Source organism: Streptomyces sp. SA15 (assembly GCF_002291145.1).
GTDB lineage: Bacteria > Actinomycetota > Actinomycetes > Streptomycetales > Streptomycetaceae > Streptomyces.
Genome location: NZ_NTGE01000203.1, coordinates 1 through 11660, shown reverse-complemented (window position 1 = coordinate 11660; position 11660 = coordinate 1). Strand labels below are relative to the sequence as shown.

Genomic DNA, 11660 nt, shown 5'->3' with positions numbered 1-11660 from the left:
GGGTATCAACATATCTGGCGTTGACTTTTGGCACGCTGTTGAGTTCTCAAGGAACGGACGCTTCCTTTGTACTCACCCGAGAGACTCTCTCGCGGCTTTCCTCCGGGCGCTTCCCTTCGGTCTTGCGTTTCCGACTCTATCAGATCCTTTTCCGATCCGATTTCCTCGGTGCTTTCCAGGTTCCCGCTCTCGCGTTTCCCTTTCCGGCGTTCCCAACATTATCAGAACTTTCGAGCCGGACTGACCGGCCATCCGTTCCGATTCATCGGGAAAGGGGGCTTCTTTGAAATCAATGTTCTTGAAGCCGACAGACACTCACTGCCGCCGAGCCGGGACAACACCCAGCTCCAGACAACTGTTTGAATCTACCTCCCCACCCGCTCCGTGTCAACGGCTCCGGTGGGGCGAAGGAGAGACTAGCAGCTCAGCCAGGTGCTCTGCACATCACGCGGCCGTCGGGACAGCGGCGCTGCGTTCGGCTGCCTCGACGTCGCCCGTCTCGCCGGCGCGTGCCGCACGACCGCCCAGGACGTAGACGTATGCGAGGAAGGCCAGCTCAGCGGCGATGCCGATGCTGATGCGGGCCCAGGTGGGCAGGCCGGACGGGGTGACGAAGCCTTCGATGGCGCCGGATATGAAGAGGACCAGGGCGAGGCCTATCGCCATCCCCACGGCGGCTCGGCCTTCCTCCGCCAGTGCTGAGCGGCGGGTGCGTGGGCCTGGGTCGATCAGGGTCCAGCCGAGGCGCAGTCCTGTGCCGGCGGCGACGAAGACGGCGGTGAGTTCGAGCAGGCCGTGCGGGAGGATCAGGCCGAAAAAGGTGTCGAGGCGGCCGGCCGAGGACATCAGGCCGAAGCCGACGCCGAGGTTGAGCATGTTCTGGAAGAGGATCCAGAGGACCGGGAGACCGAGGAAGACGCCGAGGACCAGGCACATGGCGGCGGCCTGAGCGTTGTTCGTCCAGACCTGGGCTGCGAAGGAGGCCGCGGGGTGGCTCGAGTAGTACGTCTCGTACTGGCCACCGGGGCGGGTGAGCTCGCGCAGTTCGCTGGGGGCGGCGATCGTGGCCTGTACTTCGGGGTGCGTGCCGATCCACCAGCCGAGGAGGGCTGCGACGGCACTGGACAGGAGCGCGGTGGGTACCCACCAGTGGCGCGACCTGTAGACGGCGGCCGGGAAGCCGTGTGTGAGGAAGCGGGTGACATCGCGCCAAGAGGCGCGACGGGTACCTGTGACGGCACTACGCGCGCGTGCCACCAGTTGGCTGAGCCGACCGGTCAGCTGCGGATCGGGGGCGCTCGACTGGATCACGGAGAGGTGCGTGGCGGTGCGTTGGTAGAGAGCGACGAGTTCGTCTGCCTCGGCGCCGGTGAGGCGGCGCTGGCGCCGGAGCAGAGCGTCGAGGCGGTCCCACTCGGCTCGGTGGGCGGTGACGAAGACGTCGAGGTCCATCGGTTTGCCTGCTCCTCGGCTGCTCGTCGGCGGTCCGTCGTAAGGATCAGCTTGTCGTACTGCGGCGCGATGCGCCCTCAGCTTGGCAGACTGGCCGTTCTCGGAGCAGGCCAGGGGAAGGACGGCGGGCGTGAGTGAGTTGGTGACGGGCGAGGCGGTGGCGCTTGAGTTGCGCCCTGCGAGGCTGCCCAGCAGGGCCTTGGCCGTGCTGATCGATCTGGCCGTGGCCATGGCCGCGTATATAGCCGTGACCATCGCGCTGGTGGCATCGACCTCCTCTCTGGACGAGGCGGCGCAGATCGCGCTGTCGATCGCGGCGTTCCTTCTCGTGCTGGTGGGCGGGCCTATCGCGGTCGAGACGCTCAGCCATGGGCGTTCGCTCGGGAAGATGGCGTGCGGGCTGCGGGTGGTGCGGGACGACGGCGGACCGATCCGCTTTCGGCACGCGCTCGTGCGAGGAGCGATCGGTGCGGTCGAGATTCTGATGACGTTCGGCGTCGTCGCCTGCATCGCTTCACTCGTGTCGGCGCGGGGGCGTCGGCTCGGTGACGTGTTCGCCGGGACCCTGGTCGTACGGGAACGGGTGCCGGTCGCGCCGACCGGCTTTCTGCCTCCGCCGCCGCCCTGGCTGGCCGGGCGTTTCTCGGGGCTTGATCTGTCGGCCGTTCCCGATGGCTTGTGGCTGGCGATCCGCCAGTACCTGACGCGGATGCAGCAGCTGGATCCGCAGGTCGGCTGGGGCATGGCGGAGCGGCTCGCCGCCGACCTCGCGGCTCGTACGGGGGCTCCGGTGCCGCAGGGCGTTCCGCCGGCGGCGTTTCTGGCGGCGGTGGTGCAGGAGCGGCAGGCTCGTGAGGCTCGGAGGGCCTTCGGGAGCGGCGCGGCCGCGGGTGGAGCGCCGACCGGTGCCGGGTCCGAAGGCGGTGCGCCAGGCATGTACGGACCTACGGCAGCGCAGCCTGCGCCGTCCCCTTTCCCGCCTGTCCCGCATGTCGCGGGGGCGGCTCCAACGGGAGGTCAGCCTGCGGCTCCGGCAGGCGGCCAGGTTGCGGCTCCCGCGAGTGGTCACCCGGAGAGCCGGATGGGCGGCGAGCCCCAGGCCCCGGTTCAGCGACCACAGCCCTCAGCGGTGAAGGAGACACCGTCTCCCGATCGTCCCGGCACCGGGTTCGTACCGCCGGCGTAGCTCGGAGCGTGCCGCCCAGGCCGGACCAGGAGGAGCATCCGGATCCCGCTCAGTGGAACCCCGACGGCGGTGAGTCGAGGTCCTCCAGCTCGATTCCGGGTGCTGCCAGGACCACGTCGCCGGCGATGTGAACGGTGTGCTGCTCGCCCGTGTCCAGGGCTGTGACCTGGTATTCGTCCACGGTCAGAGGGCCGTTGTCAGTGGCGTGTGCTTCTCTTTTCAGCAAGGCCCAGGACTGGTCCACGGTGCGCGGGGCGAGGACCGGCTCCGTGAAGGCGACGAGGCGTACGCGGGTTGCCGAGCCGGAAGGGGTGAGGCGCAGGAGACGGGTGGTGGCGATGAGGAATGCGGGGGATGTGCCGGTGAAGGCGTGGGCTCGGACATTGCCTTCTGTGGCCTGGGTCCCGGTGGGGTCGGTCCGGACCCAGGTGACGCCGTCGAGGGCAGCGCCGCGCACCTGCCAGCTCGCGGCATGGAGTTCGAGACGGATGGGGCGGCCGAGTTCGTCGAGGGTGAGGTCGACGGAGCCGCTGTGATCGCCTGAGGGGGTGATCAGCTGGGAGACGTAGCGCCAACCGGAGGGGCCGGGGGCGCAGTGGAAGTGTTCTTCCGCGAGGGGGGTGTGATCGTGCGGATCGTGGAGCGAATAACGGCCGCGGGGCATGGGGGGTCCTGGTCTTGACGGGCTGGTCCGGACGCCCTGACGGGCTGGTTCAGTCTGTACGACGGCTGAGCCGGTGGTACGACGGCCGGGCCGACCAAAGGGGCAGGCCCCCGGCACGGGGGTGCGGGGGCCTGCCTCGGTGGAACTGCCGCTGCGGGAGCGCGTCAGTGCACGGACGTGCTCCACGCGAGCGGGTTGCGGTCGGACTCCGTAGCGCTCAGTAGCGGTAGTGGTCCGGCTTGTACGGGCCGTCGACCTCCACGCCGATGTACGCGGCCTGCTCGGGGCGGAGCTTGGTCAGCTTCACGCCGAGCGCGTCCAGGTGGAGGCGGGCGACCTTCTCGTCGAGGTGCTTGGGCAGCACGTAGACGTCGGTCGGGTACTCGTCGGGCTTGGTGAACAGCTCGATCTGGGCCAGGGTCTGGTCCGCGAAGGAGTTGGACATCACGAACGACGGGTGACCGGTGGCGTTGCCCAGGTTCAGCAGGCGGCCCTCGGAGAGGACGATGAGCACCTTGCCGTCGGGGAACTTCCAGGTGTGGACCTGCGGCTTGACCTCGTCCTTGACGATGCCCGGGATCTTCGCGAGGCCGGCCATGTCGATCTCGTTGTCGAAGTGGCCGATGTTGCCGATGATCGCCTGGTGCTTCATCTTGGCCATGTCCGAGGCCATGATGATGTCCTTGTTGCCGGTCGTGGTGATGAAGATGTCGGCCTTGTCGATGACCTCGTCGAGGGTCGTGACCTGGTAGCCGTCCATCGCCGCCTGCAGTGCGCAGATCGGGTCGATCTCGGTGATGATCACGCGGGCGCCCTGTCCGCGCAGGGACTCCGCGCAGCCCTTGCCCACGTCGCCGTAGCCGCAGACGACCGCGGTCTTGCCGCCGATCAGGACGTCGGTGGCGCGGTTGATGCCGTCGATCAGGGAGTGGCGGCAGCCGTACTTGTTGTCGAACTTCGACTTGGTGACGGCGTCGTTGACGTTGATCGCCGGGAACAGGAGGGTGCCGTCGCGGTGCATCTCGTACAGGCGGTGGACGCCGGTCGTGGTCTCCTCGGTCACACCGCGGATCTCGGAGGCCAGCTGGGTCCACTTCTGCGAACCGTCGGTGATGGTGCGGTGCAGGAGCTCGAGGATGACGCGGTGCTCGTCGTTCTCGGCGGTGTCGACCGACGGGACCTTGCCGGCCTTCTCGTACTCGACGCCCTTGTGGACGAGGAGGGTGGCGTCGCCGCCGTCGTCCAGGATCATGTTCGGGCCGCCGGTGGGGGTGTTCGGCCAGGTCAGCGCCTGCTCCGTGCACCACCAGTACTCCTCCAGGGTCTCGCCCTTCCAGGCGAAGACCGGGATGCCCTGCGGGTTGTCGGGCGTGCCGTTCGGGCCGACGGCGATGGCGGCGGCCGCGTGGTCCTGGGTGGAGAAGATGTTGCAGGAGGCCCAGCGGACCTCGGCGCCCAGGGCGGCCAGGGTCTCGATGAGGACGGCGGTCTGCACGGTCATGTGCAGGGAGCCGGTGACACGGGCGCCGGCGAGGGGCTGGGCCTCGGCGTACTCCTTGCGGATCGCCATCAGGCCCGGCATCTCGTGCTCGGCGAGGGTGATCTCCTTGCGGCCGAACTCGGCCAGGGAGAGGTCGGCGACCTTGAAGTCCTGTCGGTTGGCGACAGTCGTCATTGCGAGCTGCTCCTCGGGGTTGGGTCGAGGTGGGTACGGCTGGTCTGCGCGGCGGCGGACACAGGGGTGCCCGAAGAGGACACAGGCATGCCCGCGTGCGCGCAGCGCAGTCCGTCGGAGGCCCTCTCTCCCTCGGCCGGTCCGCGGTGGGACCGCCCGACCGCCATCAGCAGCGACGTCTGGCTCCGTTCCAAGCTACACGGTGCACTCGGCCGTACCCAGTCCGCCTCCGAACACATCACGCCGATCACGAGGTTTCATCGGTATCGGCGAAGGCTGAGCTAGACAGCGATAACAGGACACCCACGAAAGGGAGGACGGGGGTGAATAGACGAGAGTGAACCAGGACATTCACGCCTTTTGGTGGGCGTGCGGGTGTTGCAGGATGCGTCGGGATCGGCAAGCTGTGAACGATCCGGCGGGGCGTCCGGGACGGCGTTCCGCGTGACGAAGGTGTTAGGAGATCGACGTGACCAGTCCGGCCGGCCCTCCCCCCACGGGCGGCGGCGATGGCGAGCGCAGGCGGTTGAAGCTGCTCGCCGTGACCGCGTGCCCGACCGGCATCGCACACACGTACATGGCGGCCGAGAAACTGGCGCAGGCCGCCGAGAGCCGCGGCATCGAGATGAAGGTGGAGACGCAAGGGTCCATCGGGGCCGAAAACGTACTGACTGACAACGATGTCAGCACCGCGGACGGCATCATCGTCGCCGCGGACACGGACGTGGACCTGAGCCGTTTCGCGGGGAAGAGGGTCCTCACGGTCGGTGTGGCGGAGGGCATTCGCCATCCCGAGCGGCTGATCGAGCGCGTGCGGTCGGCGCCGGTGCACAGGGAGGGCGGCACGCCCGCGCCCGGGGCGACCGGCGGCGGCAAGGAGCGGAGTGTCGGGTACAAGGCGCTGATGAACGGGGTCAGTTACATGATCCCGTTCGTGGTGGTCGGCGGGTTGCTGATCGCGATCTCGCTCTCGCTCGGCGGGCACACGGACCCGTCGGGTGGTCTGGTCATCCTGGAGGACTCCTTCTGGATGGACGTGAACAACATCGGCGTCATCGGCTTCACGCTGATGGTGCCGATCCTGTCCGGATACATCGCCTATGCGATCGGGGACCGGCCCGCGTTGGTGCCGGGCATGATCGGTGGCTGGATCGCCAACACCGGGTCGCTGTACGACTCCAAGGCCGGCGCCGGGTTCATCGGGGCGATCGTGACCGGGTTCCTCGCCGGGTATCTGGTGCTGTGGATCAAGAAGGTCAGGGTCCCGAAGTTCGTGCAGCCGATCATGCCGATCATCGTGATCCCGATCGTGGCGACCACGTCGCTGGGGCTGTTCTTCGTCTACGTCATCGGCAAGCCGATCTCCTGGGTCTTCGAGCACCTGACCGACTGGCTCAGCGGCATGACGGGCACGAGCGCGATCCTGCTGGGCGCGATTCTCGGACTCATGATCGCGTTCGACATGGGCGGGCCGGTCAACAAGACGGCGTTCCTGTTCGGCACCGGGCTCATCGCGACCGGCAACCAGACGGTCATGGGCATGTGCGCGGCCGCGATCCCGGTCATGCCGCTGGGGCAGGGCCTGGCCACGCTGATACGCAAGCGGCTGTACACCGAGCAGGAGCGGGAGACGGGGCTCGCCTCGCTGTTCATGGGCTGCTTCGGCATCTCCGAGGGCGCGATCCCGTTCGCGGCGGCGCGGCCCGCGCAGGTCATCCCGGCCAACATGCTCGGCGGTGCGGTGGCCGGTGCGATCGCCGGGGTCGCCGGCGTCGAGGACGCGGTGCCGCACGGCGGGCCGATCGTGGCGGTGCTGGGCGCGGTGAGCGGCGTACCGATGTTCTTCGTGGCTGTCGTGATCGGCACGGTGGTCACGGCGTTGACGACGGTCTCGTTGGTCGACGTCAGCGAACGGAAGCGGAAAGGTCCGTCGGTCGGCAGCGGAGGTGCGGGCGGGCAGGAGCCCGCGCTGGTCGGGGCAGGCGCGGGTGTGTCGGACGCCGACACCGCCGTATCGCGGCAGGCCGAGGCCGAGTCCCGGGCGGTCGCCGCTTCGGCCGAGACCGGCGCCGATGCCGAGGCGGCCACGGGCGAGGTGCTCTCCGCCGAGGTGCTCTCGGGCTACCTCACCGAGCGGACCGTGAAGGTCCGGCTGGACGCTCGTGAGAAGGAGGCCGCCATCCGGGAGTTGGCGGAGCTGCTCGCGCGGAGCGACAAGGTGGCCGATGTGGACGAGCTGGTGCGGACGGCGCTGCGGCGCGAGGAGCAGGGCACGACCGGTCTCGGCGAGGAGATCGCGATCCCGCACGCCAAGACGGACGCGGTGACCGCGCCCGTGGTCGGTTTCGCGCGGTCCGTCGAGGGTGTCGAGTGGGGCTCCATGGACGGTACGAAGGCCAGGCTCGTGTTCGTGATCGCCGTGCCGGAGGCGGCCGTGGGCGACGAGCATCTGCGGATTCTGGCGCTGCTGTCGCGGAAGTTGACGGACGCCGGATTCCGGGAGCGGTTGCTGGCCGCGCCGGACGCATCGGCCGTCCTCGAGGTGCTGCGCGAGGTCGGGTAGCCGCGCCACCGGGTCCGCGTCCGTGAGCCGGGCGCGGGCCCGCACAGCCCGATCACAGGCACCCGCTACGCTCTGCGCTCGCGGATGGGCCGCATGGGGAGGAACGCGATGTCGGGCAAGGGCCGGGGACTGGGGATCGCAGCCGTCGCGGTGGGGCTGGTGGGGTTGCTGTTGGGGCTGGGCGGCCTCGCCTACGCGCGGCACGCCTTCGGTGGCTCCGTCGTGTCGAGCGACAGCATGACGCCGACGTACGGGCCGGGCGACCGGGTCGCCTACGAGCGGACGGACGGCAGCGAGGTGCGGCGCGGGGATGTCGTGGTGTTCTCGGCGCCGGACCGGTACGGCTTCGACGCGCTGGTGATGGAGCGGGTCATCGGCGTGGGCGGCGACCGCGTGGCGTGCACGGGATGCGGGGCGAGTGCGCGGGTCACCGTGAACGGGAAGCCGCTCGAGGAGCCGTATCTGAAGGGCGGTGAGGCCGGCGGGTTCGGCATGCCCTCCTACGACGTGCGGGTCCCCGAGGGGCGGCTTTTCCTGCTGGGTGATCACCGCGCGAACGCCCGTGACTCGCGGGCCTTCCTCGACGACCAGGGCGGGACGCTTCCGGTGTCCGCGATCCGGGGGCGTGTGATCGACGACTACACCGTGCCGGCGGTCCTCGGGACAGCGATCATGCTCGGGGTGGTGCTGGTGCTGGTCGCGGTCGGTCTGGGGATCGCCGCCATCGTCGTACGACGGAAGGCGCGGGCCGCGATCCCGCCCCCGCCGCCCTGGGCGGTGCAGGTCTGAGGACGCGGCCGCAGGCGAAGACCAGAAGCCCAAGGGGCCCGCCGGGATTCCGGCGGGCCCCTCGTTGTGAGCGGGCGTCAGTGCCCGGCGTCGTGTGACGTGGGTCCGCCGGGCGTCGCCTCGCTGTCGGCGCCCTTGGCGGCCTCGGCCTCGCTGTAGATGTCGGGCTCGAGGTAGATCACGCGGGCGATCGGGACGGCCTCGCGGATACGGGCTTCGGCGGCGTTGATGGCGGAGGCGACCTCGGTGGCCGTGTCCTCGTGCTGGACGGCGATCTTGGCGGCGACCAGCAGTTCCTCGGGTCCGAGGTGGAGCGTACGCATGTGGATGATGCCGGTGACCGTGTCGCCGTCGACGATGGCGGCCTCTATCTTGTGGACCTCCTCGACACCCGCGGCCTCACCGAGGAGCAGGGACTTGGTCTCGGCGGCCAGGACCAGGGCGATCAGGATCAGGAGGATGCCGATGCAGAGGGTGCCGATGCCGTCCCAGACGCCGTCGCCCGTCGCCAGGGCCAGGCACACGCCGCCGAGGGCGAGGATCAGGCCGACGAGCGCGCCGAGGTCCTCCAGGAGGACGACGGGCAGTTCGGGGGCCTTGGCGTGGCGGACGAACTCCTTCCACGACTTCTTGCCGCGCAGGGTGTTGGACTCCTTGATCGCCGTGCGGAAGGAGAAGGTCTCGGCGATGATCGCGAAGACCAGGACGCCGACCGGCCAGTACCAGTGCTCGATCTCGTGCGGGTGCTTGATCTTCTCGTAGCCCTCGTAGATGGCGAACATGCCGCCGACCGAGAAGAGGACGATCGAGACGAGGAAGGCGTAGATGTAGCGCTCGCGGCCGTACCCGAAGGGGTGCTGCGGGGTGGCCTCGCGCTGGGCCTTCTTGCCGCCGACCAGCAGCAGGGCCTGGTTGCCGGAGTCGGCGAGCGAGTGCACGGACTCGGCGAGCATCGACGAAGAGTGGCTGAAGAGGAACGCCACGAACTTCGCTACCGCGATCGCGAGGTTGGCGGCGAGTGCCGCCACAATCGCCTTGGTGCCACCTGACGCGCTCATGTGTTCGCGTGGTCCCTTCGCCTTCGTACGTACGCGGTCGCCCAAGGAGCCGGGCCTTTGCCCGTCCTTTGCCGGTGGGCCATTGTTGCAGCCCGGTCCGACAACGGCGCGCCGGGTCGCCTCAGGCGACCACGGTGGCCCGGAAGACCGTACCGGTACCCGACACTTCGGCCTTCTCGCCCGCCGGGACGAAGACGGAGCCACCTGGGGCCAGCTCGTGCTCCCCGGCCCGTACGGAACCGGCCGTGCACAGCAGGATCTGCGGGGTGGGGCGGGTGAGGTCGTGGGCGGCGGTGCCCTCCGGGCGGACGTAGCGGGAGAGCCGGAACTCGTCGATCGGGGTCTCGTAGACCTCCTCGCCGTCGGGGGACGCCTCGGGGCGCAGGACGCCGGGGTCGCTCGGCTCGAAGCGGACGATGCGCAGGAGTTCGGGGACGTCGACGTGCTTGGGGGTCAGGCCGCAGCGCAGGACGTTGTCGGAGTTGGCCATGATCTCGACGCCGAGGCCGTTCAGGTAGGCGTGCGGGATGCCGGCGCCGAGGAACAGGGCCTCGCCGGGCTGCAGGCGGACGTGGTTGAGGAGCATGGCGGCGATGACGCCGGGGTCGCCGGGGTAGTGGTGGGCGATCTCGGCGTACGGGGCGTGGTCACCGCCCAGGCGGGTGCAGGCGGCCGCTGCCTCGGCGACCGTGTGGGCCATCTCCGCGCGGTCGGCGGTCAGGACGGCGGTGAGGACCTCGCGCAGGGCCGCCTCCTCCGGGTGGGCGTGCAGGAGGTCGACGTACGGCTTGAGGGAGTCGACGCCGAGATCGTCGAGCAGGTCGGCGGCCCGGGCCGGGTCGCGGAAGCCGCACAGGCCGTCGAACGCGGTGAGCGCGCAGATCAGTTCGGGCTTGTGGTTGGCGTCCTTGTAGTTGCGGTGTTCGGCGTCCACGGGGATGCCGCGGCGCTCCTCGTCCTCGTAACCCTTCTTCGCCTGCTCCAGGTTGGGGTGCACCTGGAGGGAGAGCGGGGCGCCGGCGGCGAGGATCTTGAGGAGGAAGGGCAGACGGGGGCCGAACTTGGCGACCGACGCCGGGCCGAGCTCCTTGGCGGGGTCCGCGTCGATCACCTCGACGAGCGTGCCCCGGTCGGTGCGCGAGGGTGCGCCCGGGTGGGCCCCCATCCACATCTCCGCCTGCGGTTCACCGGTCGGCTCGACGCCGAGCAGCCGCGGGATGGCGGTGGTCGAACCCCACGCGTAGGGGCGGATGGTGTTGTCGAGGCGGTCCATGGGGTTCTTTCTGCCGGTTCTCTGTGCGTACGGCCGCTGCTTTTCGCGTACGGCTGTTCTGTGCCTTCGGCTTCGCTGTGCCTACGGCTTCGCTGTGCGTACGGCGGTCAAAGGCGTCCTGGGCAAGATCAGGCGCCCGAGGCGAGCGCCAGGTAAACGGCGGCGAAATCCGTGATGGCGATCAGCTCCGCGAGGGTCTCCACTTCGCCGCCGGGCTCCGGCTCCAGTTCGCTGATCGGCGTGTCATGGCTGAGGGCCAGGTCACGGGCGGCGGGGGCGGCGGTGAGGCTGCCGATCGGGCGGTCGCGGAGCAGCACCACGCGTGCGTGCAGGGCGGGCGGCTCCTCGACGCGGTCGCGGAAGAAGTCCTCGGGGTCGGCACCGGCGGCCAGCGGGCCCGCGAGCAGGGCGCTGTGCGCGGCGAGCGCCTCGGGCAGTTCGGCGACGAGGGCGGGGCGGCCGGACAGTTCGGCGAGCGCGGCGGCGAAACGGCGGCCCGCCGGGCCCGCGGAGGTGCCCTCGGTCCAGATCACCGGGAGTGCGTCGGCGAGCTCGGCGGCCAGGGTCTTGGCCGGGTTGCTGTAGGTCGCGATGGCCGGCCCGCAGCGTTCGGCGATGCCGTCGAGGCGGTCGGCGACCTTCTCGAGGGCGTCGGGCGGGGCGGCGAGCACGCCGATGCGGTCCAGCAGGGCGAGGAACGGGGTGAGCAGCGCCCACAGCACGCCGGGGGCGGATGCGGCGAGCAGTTGCTCGTCCTGCTCGTACGGGGCGGTCGCCATGGGCACGAAGAGGCCGTGCGCGCCGTGCACCGCCTCGTCGAGCGGGGTGTGTGCGGGGGCCACGGCGACGACCGCGCAGCCGCGTCGGTAGGCCGCGTCGGCGAGCAGGGACAGGCCCGGTTCGGTGCCGTCGGGGGTGGCGATCAGGAGCAGGTCCACGGAGCCGGCCCAGCCGGGCAGCTCCCAGCGCAGGGCGCCCGCGGCGGGGGCGACGCCGGTGG

At 70.0% G+C, this 11660-nt stretch carries 9 protein-coding genes; 3 read left to right on the top strand and 6 right to left on the bottom strand.

Annotation, left to right across the window (positions count from 1 at the left end; translation table 11 throughout):
* Positions 1-444: 444 nt before the first annotated feature.
* On the bottom strand, positions 445-1452 hold the full coding sequence (locus CLM62_RS43585) for a stage II sporulation protein M (protein WP_095755436.1): 1008 nt from the start codon (positions 1450-1452) through the stop codon (positions 445-447).
* A gap of 130 nt (positions 1453-1582) precedes the next feature.
* On the opposite strand from CLM62_RS43585, the gene CLM62_RS43580 reads away from it, so the two are divergent.
* Positions 1583-2638 carry an RDD family protein gene (locus tag CLM62_RS43580; RefSeq protein WP_095755435.1) on the top strand — a complete coding sequence of 352 codons (1056 nt, stop codon included), beginning with the start codon at positions 1583-1585 and terminating at the stop codon, positions 2636-2638.
* Positions 2639-2687: 49 nt separating this feature from the next.
* On the opposite strand, the gene CLM62_RS43575 is transcribed toward CLM62_RS43580, so the two are convergent.
* On the bottom strand, positions 2688-3302 hold the full coding sequence (locus CLM62_RS43575) for a hypothetical protein (protein ID WP_095755434.1): 615 nt from the start codon (positions 3300-3302) through the stop codon (positions 2688-2690).
* A gap of 217 nt (positions 3303-3519) precedes the next feature.
* The gene (gene ahcY / locus CLM62_RS43570; RefSeq protein ID WP_095755433.1) at positions 3520-4977 is read right to left on the bottom strand and encodes an adenosylhomocysteinase; all 1458 of its coding nucleotides are present in this window, start codon (positions 4975-4977) and stop codon (positions 3520-3522) included.
* Between the two features lie 469 nt (positions 4978-5446).
* Here ahcY and CLM62_RS43560 point away from each other — a divergent pair, with 469 nt between their 5' ends.
* Positions 5447-7540: a fructose-specific PTS transporter subunit EIIC gene (locus tag CLM62_RS43560; protein ID WP_095755432.1), complete on the top strand. Its 2094-nt coding sequence runs from the start codon at positions 5447-5449 to the stop codon at positions 7538-7540.
* A 93-nt stretch (positions 7541-7633) separates the two neighbouring features.
* Positions 7634-8329 carry a signal peptidase I gene (gene lepB, locus CLM62_RS43555; protein ID WP_257004434.1) on the top strand — a complete coding sequence of 232 codons (696 nt, stop codon included), beginning with the start codon at positions 7634-7636 and terminating at the stop codon, positions 8327-8329.
* A gap of 77 nt (positions 8330-8406) precedes the next feature.
* Here the strand turns inward: lepB and CLM62_RS43550 are convergent, their stop codons facing one another.
* From CLM62_RS43550 to CLM62_RS43540, 3 genes are all read right to left on the bottom strand, one after another.
* Entirely contained in the window at positions 8407-9387 is a 981-nt protein-coding gene (locus tag CLM62_RS43550) for a cation diffusion facilitator family transporter (protein WP_095755430.1), read from the bottom strand.
* Between the two features lie 121 nt (positions 9388-9508).
* The gene (gene manA, locus CLM62_RS43545) at positions 9509-10660 is read right to left on the bottom strand and encodes a mannose-6-phosphate isomerase, class I (RefSeq protein WP_095755429.1); all 1152 of its coding nucleotides are present in this window, start codon (positions 10658-10660) and stop codon (positions 9509-9511) included.
* A gap of 128 nt (positions 10661-10788) precedes the next feature.
* Positions 10789-11660 (bottom strand): SIS domain-containing protein (locus CLM62_RS43540; RefSeq protein ID WP_095755428.1); only part of this gene is annotated, 872 nt, incomplete at its 5' end.

Bases quoted from the DNA above. Each gene is read 5' to 3' on its own strand.
- CLM62_RS43585 (WP_095755436.1), bottom strand. From the start codon at position 1,452: ATGGACCTCGACGTCTTCGTCACCGCCCACCGAGCCGAGTGGGACCGC.
- CLM62_RS43575 (WP_095755434.1), bottom strand. From the start codon at position 3,302: ATGCCCCGCGGCCGTTATTCGCTCCACGATCCGCACGATCACACCCCC.
- ahcY (WP_095755433.1), bottom strand. From the start codon at position 4,977: ATGACGACTGTCGCCAACCGACAGGACTTCAAGGTCGCCGACCTCTCC.
- lepB (WP_257004434.1), top strand. From the start codon at position 7,634: ATGGGGAGGAACGCGATGTCGGGCAAGGGCCGGGGACTGGGGATCGCA.
- CLM62_RS43550 (WP_095755430.1), bottom strand. From the start codon at position 9,387: ATGAGCGCGTCAGGTGGCACCAAGGCGATTGTGGCGGCACTCGCCGCC.
- manA (WP_095755429.1), bottom strand. From the start codon at position 10,660: ATGGACCGCCTCGACAACACCATCCGCCCCTACGCGTGGGGTTCGACC.